The sequence below is a fragment of the Caballeronia sp. M23-90 genome, assembly GCF_053574605.1.
In genome coordinates this window covers 1-25,850 of the sequence record NZ_JBSIPA010000041.1, presented here as the reverse complement: position 1 = coordinate 25,850, position 25,850 = coordinate 1, and the positions used below count along the sequence as shown (strand labels likewise).

Sequence of the window (25,850 nt, the reverse complement as noted above, 5' to 3'; positions counted from 1 at the left end):
CTGGCTGAACTTTTTCGTCGCGAATGTGCAGACCGGCTTTGGGCCGTTCATCGCTTCCTATCTCGCCGCGAACAAGTGGACGCAAGGCGAGATCGGGCTGATGCTGAGCGTCGGCACGATCAGCGCGCCGGCCGGTAACTGGCTTGCCATCGAAACAATGAGGACGATCTGAAATATGGTTACTGCACGAAGTCTGCGCGCGCTTGACTGGCTGAACTTTTTCGTCGCGAATGTGCAGACCGGCTTTGGGCCGTTCATCGCTTCCTATCTCGCCGCGAACAAGTGGACGCAAGGCGAGATCGGGCTGATGCTGAGCGTCGGCACGATCAGCGCGATGGCAAGCCAGTTACCGGCCGGCGCGCTCGTCGATGCCTTGCGCAACAAGAAAGGCGCGGCTGCCGCTGCGATCATCGCGATCATCATCAGTGCGCTGCTGCTCGGCGCGAGTCCCACGTTCGTCTCCGTCTTCGCGGCCGAAGTCCTGCACGGGTTCGCGAGCTGCATGCTCGTTCCCGCGATGGCCGCGATCTCGCTCGCCCTCGTCTCCCGCGCCGATCTCGGCACGCGGCTCGGGCGCAATGCGCGATGGGCGTCCATCGGCAGCGCGCTGACCGCGGCGTTGATGGGTGTGTTCGGGGAGTACCTGTCGCTGCGCTCGGTATTCTTCCTGACGGCTGCGCTCGCATTGCCGGCGTTGGTCGCGCTGAACATGATCCATCACGAGATGCCGCCGGTCGTACCACGCATGAAAAAAGCGGCGGCGAAGGCAGGATCGAATCTCGCCGATGCACTCAGTTCAGCCAGCGGCGAACGCCCCGAAAGCCTGCGCGACTTGGTGCGCGATCCGCGATTGCTGACGTTCGCGGCGTGCGTGGTGCTGTTCCACTTGTCGAATGCGGCAATGCTGAATCTTGCCGCCGGCGAAGTGACCGCGCACATGGGCGACAACGTTCAACTGGTGATTGCGGCGTGCATCATCGTGCCGCAATTCATCGTGGCGGGGTTGTCGCCGTGGGTCGGGCGGCAGGCGCAGACGTGGGGACGGCGGCCCGTGCTGATCCTTGGTTTCTCGGCGTTACCGTTGCGGGCGCTGTTGTTCGCCGCGGCCAGCAGCGCGAGCAGCCCGTATTTGCTCGTGCCAGTGCAGATGCTCGACGGTATCAGCGCAGCGGTGTTCGGCGTGATGCTGCCGCTGATCGCAGCCGACGTTGCCGGCGGCAAGGGCCGGTATAACCTGTGTATCGGCTTCTTCGGGCTGGCGGCGGGAATTGGCGCCACGCTGAGCACGGCGATCGCGGGGTTTGTCGCGGACAAGTTCGGTGTGAACACGAGCTTTTTCGGGCTTGCTGCAGCGGGCGCGCTGGCGGTTGCGCTGGTTTGGCTGGCAATGCCGGAAACGCGCGATGCCGCCGCCAACGAGGAAGCTGCAAAGAACGGCAAGGACAAGGAAGCCACGCCTGCGGGGTGAACGAACATGACCGAAACGAGCGTAGCCGATGGTTTTTCATGGTCGCGGCATGAGGGCGTGGTCACGGTGCGGCTGACGCGCGAAGCGCAGCACAACCGGATCGATCCCGCGGATATTGCGGGCTTGAGAGAAGCGATTGCCAATGCTTCGAGCGATGCGGCTTCAATCGCGCTGGTGGTGACCGGCACGGGACCGGCAACCTTCAGCTCCGGCTACACGCTGTCGGCGCTCGCGGCAGGGAACATCGACGATTCGTTCGAAAGCCTGCTCAACGAACTCGAAGCGTGTCCCCTGCCTACAATCTGCGCGCTGAACGGAAGTGTGTATGGCGGCGCGACGGATCTAGCGTTGTGCTGCGATACACGCATTGGCGTTGAAGGATCGCGGATGTTCATGCCGGCGGCGCGTATCGGCTTGCATTACTACCCGGATGGCATGCGCCGGTATGTCCGCGAACTCGGGGCTACGCAGGCGAAACGGCTGTTTCTGACCGGCATTGCAATCGATGCGCCGGAAATGCTGCGTATCGGCTTCCTGACGGATCTTGTCGCGGCCGACCAGTTGACCACGCGCACGGCGGAATACATCGATGCAATGCGCGCCTGCGAACCCAACGTGGTGCGCTCGATGAAGCGCCAGTTGAATGCCATCGCGGCAGGCGATCCTTCCGCTTTGACAAATAGAACCGCCTACGAAGCCTCGCTTCAAAGCCCGGCGATCGCCGAGCGGATCAAGCGGCGCCGGAGTTGATCACTCCAGCGGTTTCAACATCCCCATCAGCGTGGGAACCAACTCGCTCACCGTCGGATGAATATGCATCGCGCGTTGCAGCGTGGTGTACGGCGCGTCCGCATTCATGATGTCGATGAACGTATGGATCGCTTCGTCACCCTCGATGCCCAGAATTGCCGCACCGAGAATCTTCTTCGTCTGCGCGTCCACCAGCACCTTCATGAAGCCATCTGTCTCGCCACGCTCGCGGGCCCGGCCAACGCGCGACATCGGCATGGTGGCGATCAGCGCGGCGCGTCCGTCCTTGCGGACATCGGCTTCGCTCATGCCCACTCGCGCAAACGGCGGATCCACAAAAACCGCGTAGCACATGATGCGGGAATCGACGCTGCGCAATTCGCCATCGACCACGTTCGACGCAATGATCTCGTAGTCGTTGTACGACGTATGCGTGAACGCGCCGCGCCCGTTGACATCGCCGAGCGCCCAGACGCCCTCCGTTTTAGTGCGAAGCTGACCATCGACACTGATCAGGCCATGCTTGTCCGGCACGATACCCGCATGCTCGAGCCCGAGGTCGCCGGTGTTCGGCGTGCGGCCCGTGGCGAACAATAGACGCGACGCATCGATGCTCTTCCCGTCGGTGAGGAAGATCCGCACGCCCTCGCCCGCCGCCTCGACCTTCGACGTCTGGGTGTTGAAGCGGAACTCGACGCCATCGCGCGCCAGAACCTTCTGAACCTGTTCCGCGAAATCCTTGTCCTCGCGCGCGAGCACGCGCTCGCCCCTGACAAGCACCGTCACGCGGCTGCCGAAGCGCGCGAACATCTGCGCGAATTCCAGCGCGATGTAACTCCCGCCCAGGATCGCCAGATGTTCAGGCAACGTCGTCAGTTCCAGGATCGTGGAATTGGTCAGATATGAAATCCCCGCTAGTCCTTCGATTTCCGGAACGGTCGCACGCGTGCCGGTATTGATGAAAATCGAATCCGCCGTGAGTTCGTGCTGCTGACCGTCGTTGCCCTGCACGCTGATGGAATGCGGCCCGCTAAAGCGCCCGTGGCCGTTGAACACCGTCACGCCCGATGTCCCCCGCAACCACTTCTCCACGCCTTCGCGCGATTCGCCGATGACCTCGTCCTTGCGCGCCTTGACGCGCGCCAGATCCACCCGAACGCCGCCATCGAGGATCACACCATAATCTCCGGCATGTCGCGCGACATGCGCCGCACGGGCGCTTGCCACAAATGTCTTGGTCGGCGTGCACCCTACATTCACGCACGTCCCGCCGAACAACGACCGTTCGATGATCGCCGTACGCTTGCCGCTTTCTGCAAGCTTCACGGCCAGCGGCGCGCCGCCTTGTCCGGTGCCGATCACGATGGCGTCAAATTGTTGCGACATGTTCACGTCTCCTCGGCGGTGTTTGCGGATTCTGCATGGTAGCTCGCCGGGGAAACCGGTGCAGCAGGAAACCTCCCCGCCGTGTGTGCGTTTTACGCATGGACAGGTCGAGATTTAATCGCTTGTGGCCCAGTGTCGCGCCCGCTAAAACTAGCGCCATTCACGTCGCGGACCCGCTGCGGCGCTTCTTTCCGGGCTATCACGATGCGCACCTACCGTAATTTCATCGACGGCCGCCTGATCGACTCATCGTCCGATCGGTTTGCCGATGTCGACAACCCCGCCACCGCTGAGATCATCGCCCGCGTCACGCTCGCGTCCCGGGACGACGCGCTCGCCGCCGTGGAAGCCGCATCGCGGGCGCAGAAAACGTGGCGCAAGTTGAGCTCCATCGAGCGCGGGGAGCATTTGCGCCGTTTCGCCGGTGCCATCGTTCAGCGCGCGCCGCAAATCGGCGCGGCGCTCGCGCTGGAATCGGGCAAAAGTGTGGCGGATTCGGAAAACGAAGCCCGCTACGCCGCCGATATCACCCGCTATCACGCCGAATGGGCACGCCGGATCGAAGGCGAAGTCATCCCCAGCGACACGCCCAACGAAAACCTCGTGCTGCATCGCGAGCCGATTGGTGTGGTCGCCTGCCTGATCCCGTTCAACTACCCGGTCTACACGCTCTTGCGCAAAGTCGCGCCGGCGTTGATCACGGGCAATACGGTCGTGATACGGCCGAGCAACAACACGCCCACGTCCGCTTTCGAAATCGCCGAAGCCGCGCGTCAGGCGGGACTGCCGGCCGGCATTTTCAACGTGCTCGCAATGGATCACGCGACGGCCGCCACGGTCTGCACGCATCCGGCCGTCGGCATGATCACGCTCACCGGCAGCGTGAACGCCGGGCGCATCGTGCTGGACTACTGCAAGGCGAACATCGCGAAACCTTCGCTGGAACTCGGCGGGAAGGCGCCCGCGATCATCGAACCGGATGCCGACCTCGAAGCGGCAGCGAGCGCGATCGTCGGATCGAAGACCACGCATTGCGGCCAGTTGTGTACCGCCATGGAACGCGTGTATGTCCACGCAAGCGTGCACGAGCGCTTCGTCGAATTGCTGCGCGCGAAGATGAGCGCCGTGAGTTTCGGCGACCGGTCGATGGATGCATCGAAGATGGGACCGCTGGTGAGCCGCTCCGCCCAGCAAGACATTCACGCGATGGTCCAGCGCGCCGTGGCCGAAGGCGCTTCGGTCGCGACCGGCGGCACGCTGCCCGACACCGCCGGCTATTTCTACCCGCCTACGCTGTTGCTCGATTGCCGCCACGACATGGAAATCGTGCGCGAAGAAATCTTCGGCCCGGTGCTGCCGGTGATCTCGTACGACACGCTCGACGAAGTCCTCGCGATGGCGAACGGCCATCAGTACGGGTTGTCGTCGGTGCTTTATACAGAGAACTATCGCACCGCCATGCGCGTGGCCAATGAGATCGAAGCCGGCGAGCTGTACGTGAACCGCACCCCCGCCGATCCGTATCAAGGTTTTCACGCTGGCTGGAAACGCTCGGGACTCGGCGGCGATGACGGCAAGCACGGCATGCTCGAATTCACGCAGACCCGCCTCGTGGTCATGAAGTACTGATTTTTCCTCAACCTGCATGAATCGATAAAAAAACAGCGCGCCTCAAAGCGTGCTGAAGGAGACGTATCGTGGATAAAACCTTGACCGGCGTCACGCCGGCAGTCATCGAGACAAGCCGGTCGCAGCGTTACATCCAGCTTATGTTGCTGGTTGTCGCCGCCGGCGCGATCTACCCGTTGCTCTATCTGCGTCAGGTGTACCAGACGCCGATGCTCGAGTTTTTTCACATCGACAATAGCCAGCTCGGGTATCTGTATTCCATCCTCGGCACCGTTTTCCTGCTGAGTTATCTGCCGAGCGGCTGGCTTGCCGACCGCATCGCTCCGCGTTTCCTGATCTGTTTTTCATTGATCGCAACCGGCGCGCTCGGGCTCGTTTATTCGACCGCACCGAGCTTCGGGATCCTGCTGGTCGTATTTTGCTGCTGGGGCTTGACCACCGGCCTGACCTTCTGGGCATCGATTCTGAAACGCGTCAAGACCATCGCCGCGCACGACGAACAAGGCCGTTTCTTCGGCTTGCTCGATGGCGGCCGCGGCCTGATTGAAGCGCTGCTTGCGACCATCGCGCTCGTGATCTTCGCCACCGCCACCGAAAAACACGGCTTGCCGACGAACGTCGGTTTCCGCTACGTGGTCTATTTGTATTCGGCGTTTTGTATTGGACTTGGGTTGCTCATGGCGCTGGTGAAGGAACCGCCCGCGACACCGCAGGAGCTTCAGCAAGCCGCCGACAACCGCACGCAGAAACACAACCTGTGGCGCGATCTCGTCACGCTGATGCGCATTCCGCAACTCTGGCTGATGGCGGCCATCGTATTCTGCGGATACCAGATTTTCTGGGCGACCTATAGCTTCTCTGCGTACCTGCAAGTGGGCGACCTGAAGATGACCGTCGTGATGGCGGGCACGCTCACCACGCTGAAACTCTGGATGCGGCCGGTTGGCGGTATCGGCGGCGGCTATCTCGGCGATCGTTTCTCCACGCTCGGCGTACTGACCACCGCGCTCTTTCTCGCCGCGATCGGGCTCGTGGCGCTGGCCGTGCTGCCGACGCTGCATATAGCACCGCACGTGGGCGTCGCGGTGATCGCAGTTGTCGTGCTGGTCATCGGCATCCTGACATACGCGATTCGCGGCCTCTACTGGTCGCTACTCGACGATTGCGGCATCCCATTGCGCATTACGGGCCTGGCGATCGGCCTGGTTTCGTTGATCGGTTATTCACCCGATGTCTTCCTGCCGCTCGTGAACGGCTGGACCACCGAGCATTTCCCAGGCCTTCCCGGCTATCAGATCTATTTCTCCTATATCGCTGCAATCAGCGTGGTTGGCGGTGTGGCCGCCCTCGCCCTGACGCGCATGCGCAAGACCGTCACAAAGGACGCCATCCGATGAACATCGTCTCCCTCGAAACGCATTTCGTAGCCGTGCCGCCGCCGCATCTCGGCGGCATGTACTGGATCTTCGTGAAGCTCAAGACGGCTTGCGGCATTGAAGGCGTGGGTGAGATCTATTCGGCGACGTTCCATCCGAAAGCGATGGCGCACATCATCGACGACGTCTTCGGCCGCTATCTGCAGGACCACGATCCGCATCACGTCGAGCGCTTCTTCCGCGAAGCCTATTCGAGCGGCTTCACGCAACGCCCCGACCTCACGATGATGGGCGTCGTCAGCGGCCTCGAGATGGCATGCTGGGACATCATCGGCAAGGCGGCGGACAAGCCGGTCTACGAGTTGATGGGCGGGCTCGTGAACGAACGGCTGCGCTCGTACACCTACCTGTACCCGAAAAACGCCGCCGGCGAATACGATTACGACGACGTCGACCTGGCCGCCGACTGCGCAGTGAAGAACGCGGACCTCGGCTTCACAGCGGTCAAGTTCGATCCCGCCGGTCCCTACACGGCCTATTCGGGCCACCAGATATCGCTCGACGTACTGGAACGCTGCGAGACCTTCTGCAAGCGCATCCGCGAAGCCGTCGGCAATCGCTGCGACCTGCTGTTCGGCACGCACGGGCAGATGGTTCCATCGTCGGCAATTCGTCTCGCCCAGCGGCTCGAAAAGTACGACCCGTTGTGGTTCGAAGAACCCGTTCCGCCCGGCCAGGAAGACGCGATGGCGCAAGTTTCGCGGCATACGAGCATTCCGATTGCAGCCGGCGAACGGCTCACCACCAAATATGAATTCTTCAAGCTGCTGCAAGCGGGCGCGGCATCGATTCTTCAACTGAACGTTGCGCGCTGCGGCGGTTTGCTCGAAGCCAAGAAGATCGCGACACTCGCCGAGGTCTACTACGCGCAGATCGCACCGCATCTCTACAACGGGCCCATTGGCGCTGCCGCAAGCATCCAGTTGGCCGCGTGCACGCCGAACTTCCTGATCCAGGAAAGTATCGGTACGTGGGACGGGTTTCATGCGCAGATCTTGAAGACGCCGATTCAGTGGGAAGACGGTTACATCATCCCGTCGAAAGCGCCGGGACTCGGCGTGGAACTGGACATGGATGTCGTGCGCGCGCATTCCCCTTACACCGGCGAACGTCTGCATTTGCAGATGGCGTCGAAACCCGCCGATGTACGGGATTCTTCTCCGGCCAGAGGCTGAGGCGAGCGATCAGATATGACTTACGACTACATCATTGTGGGCGCCGGATCGGCGGGCTGCATCCTGGCTGAACGGCTGTCGGCATCGGGACGACACACCGTGCTGGTGCTCGAAGCCGGCGGCAAGGCCGATTCGTTCTGGTTCAAGATACCCGTGGGTTTTGCAAAGACATATTACGATCCGGACTGCAACTGGATGTACTACTCCGAGCCGGAAGCAGAACTCGCCGGCCGCAAGATCTATGCGCCGCGAGGCAAGGTCCAGGGCGGCTCCGGCTCCATCAACGCCATGATCTTCGTGCGCGGCGCACCACGCGACTTCGACGACTGGGCCGCCGCCGGCAACGCTGGCTGGTCGTACAAGGACGTGCTTCCGTACTTCCGCAAGCTCGAGACGCACGCCGCGGGCGACACCGCCACGCACGGCTCGAACGGCCCGATTCACGTGACATCGATGAAAGATGGCATTCATCCCGTCACGCGTCATTTCCTCGACGCCTGCGACGAACTGAAGTTTGCGCGCAACGATGACTTCAACGGCGCGCACATAGAAGGTGTCGGCGTGTACGACGTGAACACGCATAACGGCCAGCGTGCATCGAGCAATGTGGGTTATCTGGAGCCGGCGTTGAAACGCGCGAATGTGAGCATTGAACATCATGCGCTGACGACACGCGTCTTATTCGATGGACGGCGCGCCACCGGCGTCGAAGTTTCGCAGAACGGCGTCACGCGCATCTTCAATGCAAAACGCGAAGTGCTGCTGTGCGCGGGCGCCGTCGATACCCCAAAGCTGCTGCAACTTTCGGGCGTGGGTCCGGCCGCGCTGCTCGCGCGCCACGGGATTCCTGTCGTGCATGCGCTGCCTGCCGTCGGCCAGAACCTCCAGGATCATCTGTGTGCGAGTTACTACTATCGCGCGAACATGCCGACGCTCAACGGCGAATTCGGCTCGCTTCTGGGCAAGCTGAAACTTGGCCTGCAATATCTGCTGACGCGCAAGGGACCGCTTGCGATGAGCGTGAACCAGGCCGGCGGTTTTTTCAGCACGGATCCAGATAGCGAACACGCAAACATGCAGCTTTACTTCAATCCGCTGTCGTACCGGATACCGAAGTCGAGCCGCTCGCAACTCACGCCCGAGCCGTATCCCGGTTTCCTGCTCGCGTTCAATCCGTGCCGTCCGACGAGCCGTGGGTCAATCGAAATAGCATCGGCGAATCCCGCCGATGCCGCCCTGATCCGCGCGAACTATCTGACGACGCAAAAGGATATCGATGAGGTGATTCAGGGCAGCCGCCTGATCCGCTCCATCATGCAGGCGCCTGCATTGCGCACGGTAACGGTCGAAGAAACGCTGCCGGGGCAATCGGCTGTGCCCGAAGGCGACGACGCCGCCATGCTCGAATATTTCCGCGAGAACAGCGGTTCGATCTACCACCTGTGCGGTTCATGCGCGATGGGCCCGGACACGCGGACCGCCGTGGTCGATAACCGCTTGCGCGTGCACGGCATGGAGGCGTTGCGGATCGTGGACGCATCTATCTTTCCGAACGTCACGTCGGGCAACATCAATGCGCCGGTCATGATGGTCGCGGAAAAAGCCGCGCAAATGATCCTCGACGACGCCACCGCGCCAAGCTTCGTTCAGCGCGAAGCACTCGCCGCCGCTTCCGCCTGAAGCCACTGCTGGAACAGGCGCTGCGTCCCGCTTGCCCGCTGCTCGGGACGCAGCACGAACCAGTATGACTGGCGACCCTCGATCTCCACATCGAGCACTTGCCGCAACTGTCCCGAGGCCAGTTCGGCCGCGATCATATGACGATCGGCAATGGTGATTCCCATGCCGTCAACAGCCGCTTGTATCGACAAGTCGAGCACATCGAACTCATGGCCGCCGTCCGTATCGACGCCTTCGATACGCGCCGCATCCAGCCAGTGCTGCCACGTGAGATAGCGCTGGTCTTCGCCGGACAACACATGCAACAGCGTGAAGCAGTTCAAATCGACCGGCGTGCCCTCACTCTCACGATCGAGCAAAGCCGGCGACGCCACCGCAATATGCCGTTCGTGCATCAGCAAGGTGCTTTCGAGGTTGCTCCATTCGCCATCGCCAAAACGAACCGCGCAATCCAGCCGGTTCGAATCCGCGATGCCGTCATCCACGCGCGTCGTAATGCTCAGGTCCAGTTCCGGGAAAGCCTCACGCAGCCGCCCGAGCCGCGGTACGAGCCAGCGGGCCGCAAAGGTAGGCGGAACGTTGATGCGAAGCCGGTTGACATCGTTTTTCTGGCTGATCGCGCGCACTGTCAGCTCGATCTTGTCGAACGACTGCTGCAACGCGCGCAGAAGCACACGGCCGCTCGGCGTCAGCACCAGGTGCTGATGATGGCGCGAAAAAAGCGTCTCGCCAACCTGCTCCTCCAGTTGCCGGACCTGCCGGCTCACGGCGCTCTGCGTAACGTTGAGCAGCGTGGCGGCGCGGGTGAAGCTGCCGGTCGTGCCGGCTGCTTCGAAGGCTTTTAGCGCATTGAGCGCAGGCATTTTGCGTTTCACAGGGATTCGGTGATTCGATGGTTCGTGGTTCGGGAACGCTGGCATGTCCCGACGTTCGCGTGATCTTACGCAGGCCGCCGCCCGAACTGTGACGATTTCATAATCTCATGCAAGAAAGACGAAACACGCCGGACGGCATTATTCGCCTGGTATGGTTTTGTGGCACGCCCCTTGCTCCCAATTGGCGTACGTCGCATCCACCTCAGGCTCTCATGACCGAAACGATATGGTTTCTCGTCGTTGGCGGTGTGCTCATCTTCATGGGGCTTGCCAGCTCGACGTTCAAAGAACTCCCCATCAGCAGTGCAATGGTTTATCTCGCCATCGGCTTCGGCCTTGGCCCATTTGGCTTCGGCCTGCTCAAGATCGACCTGCTCGGCGACGCAACCCTGCTGCGCCGGATCACCGAAGTCGCCATGCTCGTGTCGCTATTTGCGATCGGCCTGCGCCTGCGTGTGCCGCCGACCGACCGAATCTGGCTATTGCCCCTGCGTCTGGGCCTGGTCGCCATGGTCGCGACCGTCGCCATCATGACGCTCGCCTGCGTCTACCTGCTGCATATGAGCTGGGGACCCGCATTGCTGATCGCCGCGATGCTCGCGCCCACCGACCCTGTACTCGCCCACGACGTGCAAGTCCAGGTCCCGGGCGATGTCGACCTCCTGCGCTTTTCGCTCACCGGCGAAGGCGGCCTGAACGATGGCATCGCGCTGCCGTTTGCGCTGCTGGGTATTGCGGTGTGCAACTACGAGGCATCGCCGCAACAGGCGTTGAGCTGGCATTTCGCCGCTGATGCAATGTGGGGTGTCGCGGGGGCGCTGGCCGTCGGCTGGCTTCTGGGTGACCTTGCCGTGCGGCTGATTGCGTACCTGCGCACACGCCACAGCCTCGCGCTCGGGCCTGAGGGCTTTTACGCTCTAGGACTGATTGCGCTCTCGTACGGTATCGCAGAATTGATGCATACCTACGCATTTCTCGCCGTCTTCGCCGCCGGCCTCGCGATGCGCCGCGTCGAACAAAAAGCAAGCGGCGATAAATCCGTCCACGAAGCCGTCGGCAAGATCGATGCGCAGGACGTGGGCGCAACGGCGTCCGATCCCGACCGCGCGCATGCGTTCGTCGCGGAGCGGGTGCTCGGCTTCACGATAGAACTCGAGCGCATCGCCGAAGTCGCGGTCATGCTGATGGTCGGAAGCGTGCTCGCCAATGTCTGGGATCACCTCTTCACGTGGCGCGGCGCAGCCATTGTCGCGCTGCTGTTCTTCGTGGCGCGGCCGATTTCGGTGCAAGCGTCACTGATCGGCTCTTCGGCAACACGATCACAGAGGCTGCTCACGAGCTGGTTCGGCATTCGCGGCGTAGGCTCGTTTTATTATTTGCTGTACGCGCTGGAACATGCGCCACGAAGCGCCGCACAACCGCTGGTACCGCTGGTACTTGCGGTGATCGCGGCGTCAGTCATCCTGCATGGCATTACGTCTACGCCGTTGATGAACCGCTATAAGGGTTGAGGTCAAGGGCGGCGTGTCCAGCCGCCCCCGGCGCTCCTCAAGCTTCAACAAGCTCCCGCACGCCGGCTATTTCCCGCGCCCCTTCATACAGCCGTCCGAACCGGTTATCGAGAAACGCCTGCAGAGGAACCTGTTCCTGCCGGATAAACCCGCTTTCCGGCAAGACACCCTCACGGAACAAATCGAGTTCTGCGCAAACGGCTCCAGCGGTCGTGATCTGGATCGCGCTCATCGATACACCGCAGACCTTCTTCGCGAAAATCTTCCGTGTGAAAACGTCCTGTACCAGACGTCCGTCGCGCATGCCGGTGGCCGTGACAAAAACCAGCACGACGTCCTGCGCCGTCGCGGGGACTGCGCGCCGCAGCATCGCCTTCAGTCCGTCACGATCGCTCGACATCCGCAGGTCATCGAGCAGGAACTTCATCAGCTCACGATGCCCCGGGTAACGCACCGACTTGTAATCGAGCGATTCCACTTTCCCCGCCAGCGTCTCGCACAACGTGCCAAGGCCGCCTGAGGTGTTGAACGCCTCGTACTCGGTGCCATCGAGGGAAAAATGCTCCAGGCCTTCCAGCGGCTGCACCCATTGTGTACTGCCGTCGCGAATGGCTTCGCAGGGCTGACAATATTCGTTGATCAGGCCGTCGATACTCCACGTCAGGTTGTACTTCAATGCGTTCGTCGGGAATTCGGGCAATGCGCCGACGCGCATCTTGACCTCGCGCAACTCGGTGAACCGCTGCGCGAGCTCATTCGCAACAATGCCGATAAACCCCGGCGCCAGCCCGCATTGCGGCATGAATGCATGCGTGGACTCTTCGGCGATTGCGCGGATTGCATGGGTGGCGCGCACGTCTTCGGTCAGGTCGAAGTAATGCACCCCGGCCGCCTTCGCAGCCGTGGCAACAGTTACGGCAAGGTAATAAGGCATGGCATTGATGAGCGCATCGAAACCTTGCAGGGCGAGGCGCAACGCATTGGCATCGGCGGAATCGACGCGCCGGGTCGGGATGTCCTGCGCTTCGAGCAGGCTGAGCGCGTGGGCGTCTCGGTCGAAAACGACGACTTCATAGTCGCCGGTTTCACGCAGCATCCGGGCGATGCTCTGGCCAATCAGGCCGGCGCCGATGAGGGCTATTTTCATGTTCATCTCCTTGATGGGCGTCTCGGGGCAAATCCGTGGACACCAGTTTAGGAGCGCATGAATATTGATAAAAGACACAAAAAGATGCGATTCGACATCCAATTTCGACATTTTGACGATCTTTCGATACAAAACGTCAAGGTGTCGTTCAATTCATGCCACCTCGGTCCACCTTGCGCGCAAGAATGATGGACGTGGTGGTGCGCTCGACGCCCTCAAGACCGCCGATTTCATCGAGCAGGTCGTTGAGTCTGTCAGGCGAATCGGCCCGCAGCCACGCAACGTAGTCAAACTCGCCGCTGACCGCGCAAAGCAGTTGCATCTCGGGCATCCTGGCGAAGCGCTTTTGCACGTCGCGGCCGTACTTCGGCGCGAGTTTGATACCAACGTATGCCTGGATGCTGGCATCGAGCACGTCTTGTCCGAGCCGCACGCCATAACCCGCAATCACGCCGGTCTTTTCGAGCCGCGCGAGCCTGGCAATCACTGTAGTGCGTGCGATGCCAAGCTGGCGCGCCATTTCCGACACGCTCTCGCGTGCATTCACCTGCAATGAAGCAACGAGGTTGCGGTCGATATCGTCAAGTTGATCGAGACGCGGCGGTCGCATGGAACAATTTCCTTTTGTTATTACAGCGCGTTAGGGCTTCCAGGTATTAAAGCATGAGGCTCAACCTGCGCGCGATGCATCAGGTTGGTTAAACTCTGTGGTCTCGCGCGAATTTTTCGCAGTCGTATCGGTTGTAAGCAGTTGTGGCAACCAAAGCAGAGCCGCGCGCTAACGTGATATTAATAGCGCGTTGCCAAGCAGCACATGCGGTATTTGTGTGTATCGCTTGCCCCTTCTTAATGGACCCCAAGGTGTCACCCATGAAAAAAACACTCGTTGCACTGGCCGCCTCGCTCGCTCTTTCGACCGCATTTGCACAGTCTTCCGCGCCGGCCGCCTCGCCTGCGGGAGCGTCTGCGCCTGAATCGGCGCGCGGTCAGGCACGCGAAGCACGCGTCGAGCAACGCATTGCCGATCTGCACAGCAAGCTCAAGATCACTTCGGCACAGGAAGATCAATGGAACAAGTTCGCCGATGTCATGCGTGAGAACGGCCACACCATTGGTGAGTTGTATCGCCAGCGTATCGCGCTCGGGACGAACACCACGGCGGTCGACGACATGAAGCAGTACGCGCAGATCACGCAAGCGCAAGCCGACGGCACGAAGCGCCTCGTCGATGCATTCGAGCCGCTTTACTCGAGCCTTTCGCCGGAACAGAAGAAGCTCGCCGACGCCAGCTTCCATCAAACAGCGCGTCGCGGCGAGCACAAAGGCCGCCGCGCACCGCGCAGCAAGGCGACGCCGGACAGCATCGCGCCAGACGCAGCGTCTTCAACCAAGCCGTAAGTTGGAGAAACAAGCGCTTGTATCGGGTTACCGGTGCAAGCGCTTTTTGTTTTTGTAGTGTGCGAACTGCAAGGCTTGGCGTTACGATTCCGGTCTCCAAAGCTTCCGCCTCTCCCGGCACCGTACATGACATCGATTACCCACCTTGACCTGACTGCCGACTCCGCCACCCAACGCGTGGTGAAGGACGAAGCCGTCCATGTCCAGTTCGCGCATGAACCGGGCTCGCTGATGAGTCTGGAAGGTCCGAACCGCTATGAAACCGGCGATGCGCTGATCACCGGCGCGACGGGTGAACGCTGGGTGGTTTCGCGAGATCGTTTCAATGCGAAATACCTTCCGCACGATGGCGTCGAGCACGGCGACGCGGGCGTGTATCGAAACATTCCGGTTGTCGTGCTTGCGAAACAAATGCACGAGTCGTTTTCAATCGCGAGATCGGAAGCCGGCGATGTATTGCACGGCGTGGCAGGCGACTGGGTCATGCAGTACGCGCCGGGCGACTACGGTGTAGTCAAAGCAGCGCGTTTCGCGAAGGTTTATAAGCCGGCTTAAGCAATCAAACCTCCGGGTCACGCGAAATCGTCGCCCATGTCGATCTCCACGTTACGCGGCACTGTTTCCCCGTTCGCGTACATCTCTTCAAGCGCGCCCAGTTCCGTTTCCACATACGCCCGCAGCACCGCGTAACTGCGCGCGTGCATGCGCGGCGGCATCGCCCGATAACGCGCGAGCGCGGCGGGATCGAAGCGGATGTCGATGGCAATGCGGCGCGCCGTTGTCCCGAAGCGCATCGCGATGTAATGGACGACGAGCGAAAGCCGGCCATCGTCGCCGGGGCGTTCAACGAATTGCGTCTGTTCCGGGAACAGGTCGCTGATCACGCGCGCCAGGATTTCGATGTCGGCGCTCGGACATTCGAACTGATATTCGTCGCTCATCTCAGACTCCGTTCTTCGCTCGCGCCGCACGGTCGGACGCAACCCTCACGCCGATAAAATACCGGCGCAACGCACGCATCACGATCAGGCCGAACACGAGATACACGGCGTCTGCCGCGAGCAGCGGGATCAAGCGCGCCTGATACAGCGCAATGGGCAACGCAATCAGCGCATGCGCCACGATCATGAACGGCAGCGTGAAGCGGAAACGCTCGCGCAACATGTGCCACATCACGACAGAAAAGCCGATCTGGAACACGAACGCCGCAGCGCGTTCGACCAGGAACAATCCCGCGGATTCAGGCGTCAGGCTGCCCAGCACCATATGCAAGCGCAGCAGCGATTCTGCGGGAACACTGGTGAAATATTGATCGAGCATGTTTCGATCGGCGAGCGTGGCATACAAAAGCCATTGAAGCTGAACCAGCACGCCGACCAGCCACGCTTCCGCGCCACCATGCCCGATTCCGTAACCCAGCGCCGTCCCCGGCTTTTGCAGCGACGCAGGATCGCGCCGGATCAGCCATTTCATGCCGGCGAAGCGGCCCACTTCTTCGCAGATACCAGTAGCCAGCGCGCCATAGATCACGAACAACGCGGGGTTCATCAACAAGCCGACGGTCGTCGCATTGCTCAGCATCAGGCCATGCAGGCCCCGTTCGATGACCATCGAAAAAAGCGCGAATACCGCAATCCCGACGATCACATCGCGCCGCCCGAACCCGTACTGCGGCCGCATTTTCCGGTAGAGCCAGAAAGGCAAGGCCGCAATCAGCAGCGTTGCAAGCGTGAGGCAAACCAGCGTCAATACACTTACCATGAATCAATATCCTCAAAAACCATGTTCGGCCAGATGCTAGATGTTGCCCGCAAGCGTTGACGTGCGCACGACCAGTTCGCCCGGCAGCAGGCATTCGCGCGGCGCCATGACCGCGCCCTCGATGCGCTCGTGCAGGAATTCGACGGCGCGCTCCCCTATGGTATAGGTCGGCTGGCGCACAGTCGTCATTCCGGCTAGTTCGGCCCACTCGGAATCATCGATACACATCAGCGCCACGTGCCGCTGCCACGCGGCGCCATGGCGCTCTTTCATATGCAGCGCGACGCGCAACGCAACCGGCGCGTTCGCCGCGAACAACGCAATGCGGCGGTTGAGTTGCCGGTTCTCGCCGATACGGGTATCGATTCCGGCAAGCGCCTCGGCCGCCAGATTGTCATCATCCAGGTCGAGCACGACTGTCGCGCCCGACACTCCAAGGGCGCCGATAGTGTCACGAAACGCCGTCTCGCGCACGCGGCGCGAACTCACATGCGTGAAAGGCTGCACCACGAATACGAGTTCATCGAAGCCCTGCTCGTCCAGATGGCGGATCGCTGCCGCGACCGCTGCGGTGTTGTCGAGGCCGACCATGTCGGTCACCAGGCCATCGATCGAACGATCGACCAGCACTACCGGCACCCCGCCGCTTGCGAGCGTTTCCAGCGTCTCCTCCTTCACGCCGAGCGCATTCACGATTACGCCTTCCACGCGATACGTACTCAGCAATTGCAAGTACCGCCGTTCGAGATCCACCTCGTTGGCCGCGTGGCAGATCAGCGGCATATACCCGAAAGCGTGGCACGCCGCCTCGACGCCCTGCAGCACTTCCACCGAATACGGATTGGTCAGGTCGGCAAGCAACATGCCGATCAGCCTGTTGCGCCCGCGTTTCAGCCCGCGCGCCATCTGGTTCGGCCGATAATCGAGCTTGGCAATCGCCTCCTCGATGCGCTCGCGAAGGTCCGTCGACAGCACGCCCGTCTCGCCATTCAGATACCGCGAGATGCTGGTTTTACCGGTGCCGGCTTCGCGGGCGACATCCGTGATGGTCGCGCGGCGTTCGGTCAGGAAGTTGTCTTTTGGCATGGTCTCGTGCAGTAAAAATAAAGCGCGCCAGAGCGCGCTTTATCTACCAAGGCGGATTGAAGGCAGCGCCGCTCAGCGCTTCAGGGCTTCCGGATTCACCATGTTGTTGGTCAACGTGCCGTTGAGCGCACCGATCAGGTTCTCGGCGGCGTTCTTGTTCATCGCGTGCCGGGTTTCGTGTGTGGCCGAACCAATGTGCGGCAGTGCGACCACGTTCTTCAGCTTGAGCAACGGCGAGTCCGCGGCAAGCGGTTCTTTCACGAACACATCGAGACCCGCGGCGAGGATCGTCCCGTTTTGCAGCGCTTCGATCAGGGCGTCTTCATCGACGGTCGGTCCCCTCGATGCATTGATCAGGATCGCGCTCGGCTTCATCTTCTTCAGTTGCGCCGCGCCGATCAGATTGCGCGTCTCGGCGGTCAGCGGCACTTGCAGCAGCACGAAATCCGAGGTCGCGAGCAACTCGTCCAGCTCGACTTTCTTCGCGCCGTAATCGCGTTCCGCTTGTTCATTCCGGCTGCGATTTGTGTACTGCACGTTCATCCGGAAGCCCAGCGACGCACGCCTTGCAACGGCGCCGCCAATCCGTCCCAGGCCGATGATTCCCAGCGTCTTGCCTTGCACATCGACACCGAATTGTTCCTCGCCAATGCTCTTGGTCCATTTGCCCTCTTTCACCCAGTCGGCCAGTTCCACGACACGGCGCGCGCTCGCCAGAATCAACGCGAAGACGGTATCCGCGGTCGATTCGGTCAGCACATCGGGCGTATTCGTCAGCACGATGCCGCGGCGATTCAGGTCGGCGACATCGAAAGCATCGAAACCAACGGACACCGTTGCGAGCGCCTTGAGCTTCGTTGCGCCTTCCAGCATTGCGGGCGTGATCTGCGTGCTGGCGCCAATGGCGCCGTCGGCATCTTTCAATGCGGCGACAAATGCGTCGTGCTGCTTCGGATCGACGGTGGTAACGTCCGCATGTTCCTGCAAGTAGGCCAGCACGTCCGCGGGCAGCGGCTTGTACGCGACGATTTTCTTTTTCATCGAACGGGTCCTGAAAGTCAGATTTAGTGCGCTGCGAATTTGGCGGCAGGCGCAACGGGATGCGGTTTTACAGCCAGGGTCAGTATGACGGCAGCGACGAGCGCCGCACTCATGAACACGTACGATGCCGCAGGCGACCCCGTCGCGCCGTTCAGATACCCGACGACGTAGGAACCCACGAACGAGCCGAGCGCGCCCATGCTGTTGATCAGCGCCATGGCGCCGCCCGCGACGTTCTTCGGCAAGAGTTCCGGCACGATCGCAAAGAACGGGCCGTAGGGCGCGTACATGGCGGCGCCGGCAACCACGAGCAACGCATACGACGCCCAGAAATTCGTCGATCCCAGCAAGTACGACCCCGCGAAAGCAAACGCGCCGATCAGCAGGAACGGCCATACAAAAAGCTTGCGGCGCTCCAGTTTGTCCGATGCCCACGACGCCGCGATCATCGCAATCGTCGCCGCGAGATAAGGCACGGCGGACAGCCAGCCGGTCTCGACCATGCCGAACGAGGACGCGTTCTTGAGAATCGACGGCAGCCACAGCACGAAGCCATACACGCCGATGCTCCAGCAGAAATACTGCGCCGAGAGTTTCATCACAGCCGGCGACTTGAACGCCTCGCCATAGTTCTTGACCGGTTTGATGGCGGCTTGTTCCGCGCGCAGGGTTTCGTCGAGATCGCGCTTTTCCTGATCCGAAAGCCACTTCACCTGCGCCGGTTTGTCTTGCACGATAAACCACCAGATCACTGCCCAGATGATTGCCGGCGCGCCTTCCACGATGAACATATGGCGCCAGCCAAAGGAGTTGATCAGATAACCCGAGACCACGGACATCCACAGCACCGTCACCGGATTGCCGAGAATCAGGAACGTGTTGGCGCGCGAGCGTTCGGACTTCGTGAACCAGTTCGAGATGAAGATCAGCATGGCCGGCATCACGGCTGCTTCCACGATGCCGAGCACGAAGCGCAGCGCCATTAGCGACGGAATGTTCGTGACTACACCGGTCAGCGCCGCGCATCCGCCCCACAGGACCAGGCTAACAAACACGAGCTTCTTGACGCTGCGCCGTTCGGCGTAGATCGCGCCGGGAATCTGGAAGAAGAAATAGCCGAGGAAAAACAGCGCGCCGATCAGCGATGCCAGCCCCTTGCTGATCCCCAGGTCATGGTTGATCCCCGCCGCCGATGCAAAACCGAAGTTCGCCCGGTCGAGGTAGGCAAGGCTGTAGGTGATGAATACGATCGGCATGATCGTCCACCAGCGGCGCACCGCGAGCGTGGGTTTGTTCGTCGTGCTGTCGCTGGCTTGTTGCATGACTGTCTCCGTCCGTGGGCGTGCGCGCGTTATGAGGCGACCGTGGTGGTGGCGGGTGCTTGTTCCAGCTTGTCGAGTTCCGCGCGGGTCGGCAGGCCTTCGCTGTCGCCGATCACCTGGATTGCCAGCGCGCCGATGCGGTTGCCGCGCGTCAGCGCGTGACGTACATCGCGTCCTTCGAGCAAGGCGCTCACTACGCCGACGGCGAAACCATCACCGGCGCCTACGGTGTCCACGACCTTCTCAACCGCAATCGCCGGCACGGTGCCCTGGTCGTTGTCCGCGGTGCGGAAATACGCGCCATGCGCGCCGAGCTTCACCACGACGCCCTTCGCGCCCTGATCCAGATAGAACCGGGCGATGTCCTCCGGCGTCGTGTAGCCCGTCAGGATCTTGCCTTCGCTCACGCCGGGCAACACCCAGTCCGCGTGCGCGGCGAGCGCGTTGAGCGCCTCGGCCATTGCTTCTTGCGACGGCCAGAGCGTGGGGCGCAGGTTCGGATCGAAGGAAATGGTCTTGCCGGCCTTGCGCATTTCGGCCGCCATGTGGAACGCGAGTTCGCGCGATGTGCCCGAGATCGCAGGCGCCACGCCCGTCAGATGCAAATGGCGCGCGCCGAGCACGTAGTCGGCGACGTAGTCATCGAGCGACAAATGGCTCGCCGCCGAACCCTTGCGAAAATACTCGATGGCCGGATCGCTGCCGTCATCGTTCCTGGACTTGAGCTGGAACGCCGTCGGATAGCGCTCGTCGATAGTCACGCGGCTCGAGTCGATGCCCTCCTGCGCGAGTACATCGAGCACGTACCGGCCGAATGAATCGCGGCCGACGCGGCTCATCCAGCCGACCCTGAAGCCGAGCCGCGACAAGCCGATCGCCACGTTCAGATCGGCGCCGGCAACGCGTTTTGCAAAGTGGCCGACCTTCGCGAGATCGCCGGTTTCCGTCGCGACGAACAGCGTCATTGCTTCGCCGTAAGTCACGACATCGAGTGCTGGATTCATGTTCGGTTTTTCTTGGGTCATGTTCATTGATCAGTCGATGCTATTTGTTTGACGTAGCGCGCGGCGTCATCGGCAAGATGCGCAGGGTCGAACGGAAATTCGATACCGCGTGGGACGTCGCGCGGGAGGTGTTTCAGCAGCGTGGCGAAGGACGTGTCGCCGATTGCAGGCGCGGTTGCGAAACGTCGCGCGCCTTCGCCCTGGACCGCCTTGCAATGCACGTAGGTGACGTAGCCGGACAGGCGGCGCGCCGCGTCCATCGGATCCTGATCGGCCCAGCGCCAGTTGCCGGTATCGAAGGTCATCGACAGCGCATGCGTGCGGGGTTTCAACGCTTCGAACAAGGCCGCGAATGCGTCGATCGTGCCGCCTGCTTTCAATTGTCCGTTCTCGACCACGACCTTGGCTTTCGAGTCAGCGATCCCTGCAATCAGCCGATCGAGCGTGTCTGCAGCGGTCGCCGTGCCCGTGGTTGCCGACCCGCCCAACTGGAACTTGACGATGCGCGCGCCGAGCGCGTCGGCTTCGGCAAGCGTTTGGGTCATGGCGGTTTCATCGAGCGCGCCATGGTCGTCGAAAAGCGTTGCCGGCGTGGAATACACAGGCCAGATCCCGGCTGCGCGGATTGTGTCGCCGAGTTCGCGGAGTGAGTCGGGCTGGGATTGCGTGTCATCGGCAAACAGTTCCCGACGCACTTCGAACCCCGCCGCACCCGCTCGCGCCGCGACTTCGGCCCACATTGCGTGACCATCGCGGCGGATCGATTCGACGCCAAAAGCGCTCGCAACAATCACAACGGGGACGTTTCGGGCAATAGCAGTATTTTTGGTCAGATTCACGGAATGACTGGATTCCACGGTCAGATTTGCCTGAAATGTCGCCTTGGAACCGGTTCCAAAAACGATATTTAAAAAAGACGCGTGAGCGTCCGTGCATTTCCGAGATGATCCGCCAGCGACAGACGGGTTGCCATCATGGAAATCCCTTACGGCAGCCGACTACCGGTGATTTTCCTCGTCGCCTTCCATACACAACGCACGAAAACTCGCCGCTACCCGCGATGGCGCCGCCGCATGCGGCATCAGAATCGAAAACCGGCGCGTGAGTGGTTCAGGCGCGATCCGCAAGCGTTGCAAGGCGTCGTCCTCGTGCCGCATCGACATCGCCGATACAAAACCGATCCCCATTCCCGCCCGCACCGCTTCCTTCACACCCTCCACGCCCGCAATTTCCAGCGCGACCCGCATCTGCACGCCAGCCCGCGCGCAAGCACGCTCGACCAGTTGGCGCACGCCAGACCCCGCTTCTCTCAAGACCAGCGGCCCGGCACAGAGCGCTTCAAGTGTGGCCTCGCCATTCCCCGCAGTCAGAGGATGGCCACTCGGCGCAATCGCGACAATCTCGTCCTCGCGCCACTGCGTGATTTCGGTTCCAGGCGGCAGATCGGCGCCAACCGGCCCTTCGATCATCGCGATATCGAGCGAACCGAGCGCCGCGACGATCTCGGTCGTGTTGCCGTCGATGGTGTGGATCGTCACGTCCGGATGCTGCCGATGAAACGCCGCTATCAGATAAGGCAGGAGATAACTGGCGGGCGTGGTGCTCGCCCCGATTCGCAGGGTGCCGCTTTCGAGGCCACGCAGCGCATTCCGGTATGCGTGCGCCTGAGCGAAGGTTTCGCGAATCCGATTGGCATACACAACGAGCGCTTCGCCAGCACCAGTCAGCTTTACGCCACGGCCGTCACGCTGGTACAGCGGCTCGCCGAATTCGTCCTGCAACTGCCGCAATTGCCCCGACACCGCCGGTTGCGACAAATGCAGAGCGATCGCCGCCCGGCTGATATTTCCGTGTTCGGCAACAAATGCGAGGGTTATAAGCTGGTCAGGGGTCATTTGAAGAAAAATATCGGCTGGACTGATACTTTACATCCTAAATGACGATTTTTCATATCGATATATCGAGAATAGGATTGGCAAATCAAACCAAGGTGAAAAAACCATGTCCTCCGTCACTACGCCCCTCTCACCGAATGCCGCCCCCGCCGGCCAGACTCGTGGCCAACTGAACGGTATTTTGTTCGTCGCACTCTTCGCCGCGGCGGTGACGCAATTGTCGGCGTTGCCGGTCATTGCAAATCTGGGCTTGAGTCCGCTGATCGTCGGGATCGTCGCGGGCGCGATCTACGGCAACGTACTGCGCGACGGCATGCCGGAGAGCTGGGCATCAGGCGTGAATTTCTCCGCCCGTAAATTGTTGCGCATCGCCGTGGGCTTCTTCGGGCTGCGCGTCAGCCTGCAGGAAATCGCGCTAGTCGGCTTGCCGGGGTTGACGGTATCGGTGCTGGTCGTGGTGAGTACGCTTGCAATCGGCACGTGGGCCGGCATGAAGCTGATGAAACTCGACCGCGATACCGCCCTGCTGACCGCCGCGGGAAGCGCGATATGCGGCGCGGCGGCCGTTCTTGCGTTCGAATCGACGCTGCAATCCGAGCCGCACAAGAGCGCGATGGCCGTTGGCAGCGTGGTGCTGTTCGGCACGCTCTCAATGTTCCTCTATCCGCTCGCCGTGCATCTCGGCTGGCTGCATCTGGATACGCTGGGAGTCGGCTTGTTCTTCGGCGGCACGATTCACGAAGTGGCGCAGGTCGTGGGCGCCGCGAGCAACATAAGCCCGGAAGCAACGCATATTGCGACCATCGTGAAGATGACGCGCGTGATGTTGCTCGTGCCGGTGCTGCTCGTGATCGGCATGTGGGTGAACCGCTCGCGCAATGCTGCGAATGGCGCCGATGGCACGAAGCGCAAGCTCGCCATTCCCTGGTTCGCGCTTGGGTTCCTTGCGCTGGTTATCGTGAATTCGCTGCACGTTTTACCTGCTGCCGCCACGCACTCGCTCAACACGCTCGATACGTTCGCGTTGACCATGGCGATGACGGCGCTGGGTATCGAAACGAGGGTCGCGCAGATTCGTCAGGCCGGGCCGCGTGCGCTGGTGACAGGGGCTATTTTGTATGCCTGGCTGATTGGCGGCGGCCTGGCGATTACGATGGGTGTGGAGCGGTTGCTGGGATAATTGGCCGCGAGACCAGGATGTAAGCCCCGCTGCCCGCGGGGCGTTTGCTTTTAAGCTAGTCTGCGAGACGGGCGTTTAGAACACCGGCACAACCGTTGCTACCCTTCCCAGTTCACCCCGCCAACATTCAGACATGAGGATCTTACGAATGGCGTACGAGCTCTATTACTGGGATGGCCTTCAGGGTCGCGGCGAATTCGTTCGGCTCGCACTCGAAGATGCGGGTGCGAACTACATCGATGTGGCGCGCGGCGCCAAGAAAGACGGCCAGGGCACGGGCGCGATGATGAAGATCATCGAAAGCGAGAGCGAACCACACATTCCCTTCGCGCCGCCCTTTCTCAAAGACGGCGAGCTGATCGTGCCGCAAGTCGCGAACATCCTGTTTTACCTTGGTCCCAAACTCGGCCTTTCGCCCAAGGACGAAAAGCTGCGTTACGTTGCCAATGGTTTGCAGCTCACCATCGCGGACATGGTGGCCGAAGTCCACGATACCCATCACCCGCTCGCCTCCGACCTGTACTACGAGGACCAAAAGGACGCAGCGAAAACACGGGCGAAGGATTTTATCGACAACCGGATTCCGAAGTTCATCGGTTACTTCGAGCGTGTGCTCAAGCAGAATCCGCACGGTTCCAGACACATGGTCGGCGATCAGACCACCTACGTGGATCTGTCGATATTCCAGCTTGTCGAGGGCCTTCACTATGCCTTCCCGCGCGCAACCAGGAAATTCTCAAAGCAATACCCGCACTTGCAAGCGCTCCACGACGCCGTTCTGGATCGCCCAAACATTGCCGCTTATGTCGATTCGGAACGCCGGATCCCCTTCAATGAATCCGGCATCTTCCGGCATTATCCCGAGCTGGATCAGGACGCTTGACGGCGCCTGAAATCGCTCGGCCCTTGAATAACCGTACTCAAAGGAGCATCAGATGGTTGAAACGATTCCCTCATTTGGACTGGGTACTTTTCGTGTGGATGCCGAAAAGACCGTGAACGCAGTCAAGAGCGCGCTGCAACTCGGCTATCGCCATATCGATACCGCGAAGTTCTACAACAACGAAGAGTCCGTCGGCAAAGGCGTGCGCGATTCGGGCATTCCGCGCGAGGACATCTGGGTCACGACGAAGGTCTGGCACGACCAGTTGCGCAGAGTTGATGTGGTGAAGAGTCTCGTCGATAGCCACAAGAAACTGAACATCGGCACGATCGATCTGGCGCTTGTCCACTGGCCGTCGCCCGACAGCGTGGTGCCGATCGCAGAAACCATCGCGGGATTCCAGGATGCGCAGAAGCAAGGGCTGATTCGCCATTTCGGCGTGTCGAACTTCACCGCACCGCTGCTGGAAGAAGCGCTGAAGGTGCCGGGCGGCGAAGGTATCGTGACGAACCAGTTCGAGATCAGCCCGTTCCTCGCCAACCGCAAACTGGTCGAAGCGACGCAAAAGCTCGGCGTAAAGGCGACCGCGTACATGCCGCTTGGCGAAAGCCGTGCGCACAAGGATCCGACGCTCAACGAAATCGCGAAGAAGCATGGCGTGACGGCCGCGCAAGTGACATTCGCGTGGCTGTTGTCGCGCGATATCGTGGTGCTGTCTGCATCGACGAATCCGGAACATCAGCAGGTGAACTGGGACTCGCAAAAACTCAAGCTCGACGCCGACGACATCAAAAAGATCGATGCCCTCGACGAAGGCGAACGCCACGCCAAGCCGCCTTTCGCGCCCAAGTGGTGAATTAGCGGTTGCATGCTGGACAGCCCGGTCTTGTGCAGGCACGACCGGGTTTTTTATTGCCGCGACACCCGCAGCGCGTGAAGTCCCCGCGCCCGGTCGCCAGTGATATCCTTCCCCCCGCAAACCTCCGCCTCGACCCGATCAAACCCAGCTCACGTGCTTTCATTCCTCCTCAAGCTGCGTACCCGCGCACAGCGCCGGTTCCGGTTCTCCGAAGCCCATACCATGCTCGTGTGGGCGGTGATATCCTTCCCCCCGCAAACCTCCGCCTCGACCCGATCAAACCCAGCTCACGTGCTTTCATTCCTCCTCAAGCTGCGTACCCGCGCACAGCGCCGGTTCCGGTTCTCCGAAGCCCATACCATGC

General features: G+C 61.2%; 24 protein-coding genes. 12 read left to right on the top strand and 12 right to left on the bottom strand.

All coding sequences use genetic code 11. The annotated features are described in order from the left end of the window. The first annotated feature begins 175 nt into the window (after positions 1-175). Both ACRXB1_RS06910 and ACRXB1_RS06905 read left to right on the top strand, forming a co-directional pair. Entirely contained in the window at positions 176-1,468 is a 1,293-nt protein-coding gene (locus tag ACRXB1_RS06910; RefSeq protein ID WP_174363475.1) for an MFS transporter, read from the top strand. A 6-nt stretch (positions 1,469-1,474) separates the two neighbouring features. Next, positions 1,475-2,218, top strand: coding sequence for an enoyl-CoA hydratase/isomerase family protein (locus ACRXB1_RS06905; RefSeq protein WP_174363476.1), 744 nt, complete (start codon positions 1,475-1,477; stop codon positions 2,216-2,218). On the opposite strand, the gene ACRXB1_RS06900 is transcribed toward ACRXB1_RS06905, so the two are convergent. Next, positions 2,219-3,604: an FAD-containing oxidoreductase gene (locus tag ACRXB1_RS06900; RefSeq protein ID WP_449491556.1), complete on the bottom strand. Its 1,386-nt coding sequence runs from the start codon at positions 3,602-3,604 to the stop codon at positions 2,219-2,221. A gap of 204 nt (positions 3,605-3,808) precedes the next feature. On the opposite strand from ACRXB1_RS06900, the gene aldA reads away from it, so the two are divergent. From aldA to ACRXB1_RS06880, 4 genes are all read left to right on the top strand, one after another. Continuing rightward, positions 3,809-5,233: an aldehyde dehydrogenase gene (aldA, locus tag ACRXB1_RS06895; RefSeq protein WP_449491555.1), complete on the top strand. Its 1,425-nt coding sequence runs from the start codon at positions 3,809-3,811 to the stop codon at positions 5,231-5,233. A gap of 68 nt (positions 5,234-5,301) precedes the next feature. Further along, positions 5,302-6,630 carry an MFS transporter gene (locus tag ACRXB1_RS06890; protein WP_075359517.1) on the top strand — a complete coding sequence of 443 codons (1,329 nt, stop codon included), beginning with the start codon at positions 5,302-5,304 and terminating at the stop codon, positions 6,628-6,630. After that, positions 6,627-7,844 carry a mandelate racemase/muconate lactonizing enzyme family protein gene (locus ACRXB1_RS06885; protein WP_375508285.1) on the top strand — a complete coding sequence of 406 codons (1,218 nt, stop codon included), beginning with the start codon at positions 6,627-6,629 and terminating at the stop codon, positions 7,842-7,844. Before ACRXB1_RS06890 ends, ACRXB1_RS06885 begins: the two co-directional genes overlap by 4 nt. A 15-nt stretch (positions 7,845-7,859) precedes the next feature. After that, positions 7,860-9,524 carry a GMC family oxidoreductase gene (locus ACRXB1_RS06880; RefSeq protein WP_449491554.1) on the top strand — a complete coding sequence of 555 codons (1,665 nt, stop codon included), beginning with the start codon at positions 7,860-7,862 and terminating at the stop codon, positions 9,522-9,524. On the opposite strand, the gene ACRXB1_RS06875 is transcribed toward ACRXB1_RS06880, so the two are convergent. After that, positions 9,491-10,387 carry a LysR substrate-binding domain-containing protein gene (locus ACRXB1_RS06875; RefSeq protein ID WP_449491553.1) on the bottom strand — a complete coding sequence of 299 codons (897 nt, stop codon included), beginning with the start codon at positions 10,385-10,387 and terminating at the stop codon, positions 9,491-9,493. The genes ACRXB1_RS06880 and ACRXB1_RS06875 overlap by 34 nt on opposite strands. A 224-nt stretch (positions 10,388-10,611) precedes the next feature. Between ACRXB1_RS06875 and ACRXB1_RS06870 the strand changes: the two genes are divergently transcribed. Continuing rightward, positions 10,612-11,910, top strand: a complete 1,299-nt coding sequence (locus ACRXB1_RS06870) for a cation:proton antiporter (RefSeq protein ID WP_449491552.1) — start codon at positions 10,612-10,614, stop codon at positions 11,908-11,910. A 37-nt stretch (positions 11,911-11,947) separates the two neighbouring features. Here ACRXB1_RS06870 and ACRXB1_RS06865 read toward each other — a convergent pair whose 3' ends face one another. Both ACRXB1_RS06865 and ACRXB1_RS06860 read right to left on the bottom strand, forming a co-directional pair. After that, the gene (locus ACRXB1_RS06865) at positions 11,948-13,057 is read right to left on the bottom strand and encodes a saccharopine dehydrogenase NADP-binding domain-containing protein (RefSeq protein WP_449491551.1); all 1,110 of its coding nucleotides are present in this window, start codon (positions 13,055-13,057) and stop codon (positions 11,948-11,950) included. Between the two features lie 148 nt (positions 13,058-13,205). Further along, positions 13,206-13,667, bottom strand: a complete 462-nt coding sequence (locus ACRXB1_RS06860; RefSeq protein ID WP_449491550.1) for an Lrp/AsnC family transcriptional regulator — start codon at positions 13,665-13,667, stop codon at positions 13,206-13,208. A 260-nt stretch (positions 13,668-13,927) separates the two neighbouring features. Between ACRXB1_RS06860 and ACRXB1_RS06855 the strand changes: the two genes are divergently transcribed. After that, positions 13,928-14,455 carry a Spy/CpxP family protein refolding chaperone gene (locus tag ACRXB1_RS06855; RefSeq protein ID WP_075359521.1) on the top strand — a complete coding sequence of 176 codons (528 nt, stop codon included), beginning with the start codon at positions 13,928-13,930 and terminating at the stop codon, positions 14,453-14,455. Between the two features lie 126 nt (positions 14,456-14,581). Beyond that, positions 14,582-15,010 carry a PGDYG domain-containing protein gene (locus ACRXB1_RS06850; RefSeq protein ID WP_061999476.1) on the top strand — a complete coding sequence of 143 codons (429 nt, stop codon included), beginning with the start codon at positions 14,582-14,584 and terminating at the stop codon, positions 15,008-15,010. A gap of 17 nt (positions 15,011-15,027) precedes the next feature. On the opposite strand, the gene ACRXB1_RS06845 is transcribed toward ACRXB1_RS06850, so the two are convergent. The 8 genes from ACRXB1_RS06845 to ACRXB1_RS06810 form a co-directional block, all read right to left on the bottom strand. Continuing rightward, a complete protein-coding gene (locus ACRXB1_RS06845; RefSeq protein WP_075359523.1) occupies positions 15,028-15,396 on the bottom strand; it encodes a DUF3022 domain-containing protein in 369 nt (122 codons plus the stop codon). A 1-nt stretch (position 15,397) separates the two neighbouring features. Beyond that, positions 15,398-16,216 carry a YhfC family intramembrane metalloprotease gene (locus ACRXB1_RS06840; RefSeq protein ID WP_061999478.1) on the bottom strand — a complete coding sequence of 273 codons (819 nt, stop codon included), beginning with the start codon at positions 16,214-16,216 and terminating at the stop codon, positions 15,398-15,400. 36 nt (positions 16,217-16,252) lie between these two features. After that, positions 16,253-17,302: a LacI family DNA-binding transcriptional regulator gene (locus tag ACRXB1_RS06835; protein WP_449491549.1), complete on the bottom strand. Its 1,050-nt coding sequence runs from the start codon at positions 17,300-17,302 to the stop codon at positions 16,253-16,255. Positions 17,303-17,374: 72 nt separating this feature from the next. Then, positions 17,375-18,343: an NAD(P)-dependent oxidoreductase gene (locus ACRXB1_RS06830; protein ID WP_449491548.1), complete on the bottom strand. Its 969-nt coding sequence runs from the start codon at positions 18,341-18,343 to the stop codon at positions 17,375-17,377. 23 nt (positions 18,344-18,366) lie between these two features. After that, on the bottom strand, positions 18,367-19,665 hold the full coding sequence (locus ACRXB1_RS06825; protein ID WP_449491547.1) for an MFS transporter: 1,299 nt from the start codon (positions 19,663-19,665) through the stop codon (positions 18,367-18,369). Between the two features lie 29 nt (positions 19,666-19,694). Beyond that, the gene (locus ACRXB1_RS06820; protein ID WP_449491557.1) at positions 19,695-20,669 is read right to left on the bottom strand and encodes a sugar kinase; all 975 of its coding nucleotides are present in this window, start codon (positions 20,667-20,669) and stop codon (positions 19,695-19,697) included. 23 nt (positions 20,670-20,692) lie between these two features. After that, positions 20,693-21,508 carry a sugar phosphate isomerase/epimerase family protein gene (locus tag ACRXB1_RS06815; protein WP_449491546.1) on the bottom strand — a complete coding sequence of 272 codons (816 nt, stop codon included), beginning with the start codon at positions 21,506-21,508 and terminating at the stop codon, positions 20,693-20,695. Positions 21,509-21,667: 159 nt separating this feature from the next. Next, a complete protein-coding gene (locus tag ACRXB1_RS06810) occupies positions 21,668-22,564 on the bottom strand; it encodes a LysR family transcriptional regulator (protein ID WP_449491545.1) in 897 nt (298 codons plus the stop codon). A gap of 106 nt (positions 22,565-22,670) precedes the next feature. Between ACRXB1_RS06810 and ACRXB1_RS06805 the strand changes: the two genes are divergently transcribed. The 3 genes from ACRXB1_RS06805 to ACRXB1_RS06795 all read left to right on the top strand — a co-directional run bounded on the left by ACRXB1_RS06805 (position 22,671) and on the right by ACRXB1_RS06795 (position 25,483). Next, complete coding sequence (locus ACRXB1_RS06805) at positions 22,671-23,744, top strand: YeiH family protein (RefSeq protein ID WP_449491544.1); 1,074 nt, start codon at positions 22,671-22,673, stop codon at positions 23,742-23,744. A gap of 148 nt (positions 23,745-23,892) precedes the next feature. After that, positions 23,893-24,627, top strand: coding sequence for a glutathione S-transferase (locus tag ACRXB1_RS06800; RefSeq protein ID WP_449491543.1), 735 nt, complete (start codon positions 23,893-23,895; stop codon positions 24,625-24,627). Positions 24,628-24,679: 52 nt separating this feature from the next. Next, the gene (locus ACRXB1_RS06795; protein WP_062169997.1) at positions 24,680-25,483 is read left to right on the top strand and encodes an aldo/keto reductase; all 804 of its coding nucleotides are present in this window, start codon (positions 24,680-24,682) and stop codon (positions 25,481-25,483) included. The last annotated feature ends 367 nt before the right edge of the window (positions 25,484-25,850 follow it).

Excerpts from the sequence above, each read along its gene's own strand:
- ACRXB1_RS06800 (WP_449491543.1), top strand. The coding sequence starts at position 23,893 with ATGGCGTACGAGCTCTATTACTGGGATGGCCTTCAGGGTCGCGGCGAA.
- ACRXB1_RS06875 (WP_449491553.1), bottom strand. The coding sequence starts at position 10,387 with ATGCCTGCGCTCAATGCGCTAAAAGCCTTCGAAGCAGCCGGCACGACC.
- ACRXB1_RS06810 (WP_449491545.1), bottom strand. The coding sequence starts at position 22,564 with ATGACCCCTGACCAGCTTATAACCCTCGCATTTGTTGCCGAACACGGA.
- ACRXB1_RS06830 (WP_449491548.1), bottom strand. The coding sequence starts at position 18,343 with ATGAAAAAGAAAATCGTCGCGTACAAGCCGCTGCCCGCGGACGTGCTG.
- ACRXB1_RS06835 (WP_449491549.1), bottom strand. The coding sequence starts at position 17,302 with ATGCCAAAAGACAACTTCCTGACCGAACGCCGCGCGACCATCACGGAT.
- ACRXB1_RS06900 (WP_449491556.1), bottom strand. The coding sequence starts at position 3,604 with ATGTCGCAACAATTTGACGCCATCGTGATCGGCACCGGACAAGGCGGC.
- ACRXB1_RS06795 (WP_062169997.1), top strand. The coding sequence starts at position 24,680 with ATGGTTGAAACGATTCCCTCATTTGGACTGGGTACTTTTCGTGTGGAT.
- ACRXB1_RS06910 (WP_174363475.1), top strand. The coding sequence starts at position 176 with ATGGTTACTGCACGAAGTCTGCGCGCGCTTGACTGGCTGAACTTTTTC.
- ACRXB1_RS06825 (WP_449491547.1), bottom strand. The coding sequence starts at position 19,665 with ATGCAACAAGCCAGCGACAGCACGACGAACAAACCCACGCTCGCGGTG.
- ACRXB1_RS06870 (WP_449491552.1), top strand. The coding sequence starts at position 10,612 with ATGACCGAAACGATATGGTTTCTCGTCGTTGGCGGTGTGCTCATCTTC.
- ACRXB1_RS06885 (WP_375508285.1), top strand. The coding sequence starts at position 6,627 with ATGAACATCGTCTCCCTCGAAACGCATTTCGTAGCCGTGCCGCCGCCG.
- ACRXB1_RS06840 (WP_061999478.1), bottom strand. The coding sequence starts at position 16,216 with ATGGTAAGTGTATTGACGCTGGTTTGCCTCACGCTTGCAACGCTGCTG.
- ACRXB1_RS06865 (WP_449491551.1), bottom strand. The coding sequence starts at position 13,057 with ATGAAAATAGCCCTCATCGGCGCCGGCCTGATTGGCCAGAGCATCGCC.
- ACRXB1_RS06905 (WP_174363476.1), top strand. The coding sequence starts at position 1,475 with ATGACCGAAACGAGCGTAGCCGATGGTTTTTCATGGTCGCGGCATGAG.
- ACRXB1_RS06820 (WP_449491557.1), bottom strand. The coding sequence starts at position 20,669 with ATGAATCCAGCACTCGATGTCGTGACTTACGGCGAAGCAATGACGCTG.
- ACRXB1_RS06855 (WP_075359521.1), top strand. The coding sequence starts at position 13,928 with ATGAAAAAAACACTCGTTGCACTGGCCGCCTCGCTCGCTCTTTCGACC.
- ACRXB1_RS06850 (WP_061999476.1), top strand. The coding sequence starts at position 14,582 with ATGACATCGATTACCCACCTTGACCTGACTGCCGACTCCGCCACCCAA.
- aldA (WP_449491555.1), top strand. The coding sequence starts at position 3,809 with ATGCGCACCTACCGTAATTTCATCGACGGCCGCCTGATCGACTCATCG.
- ACRXB1_RS06880 (WP_449491554.1), top strand. The coding sequence starts at position 7,860 with ATGACTTACGACTACATCATTGTGGGCGCCGGATCGGCGGGCTGCATC.
- ACRXB1_RS06805 (WP_449491544.1), top strand. The coding sequence starts at position 22,671 with ATGTCCTCCGTCACTACGCCCCTCTCACCGAATGCCGCCCCCGCCGGC.
- ACRXB1_RS06845 (WP_075359523.1), bottom strand. The coding sequence starts at position 15,396 with ATGAGCGACGAATATCAGTTCGAATGTCCGAGCGCCGACATCGAAATC.
- ACRXB1_RS06860 (WP_449491550.1), bottom strand. The coding sequence starts at position 13,667 with ATGCGACCGCCGCGTCTCGATCAACTTGACGATATCGACCGCAACCTC.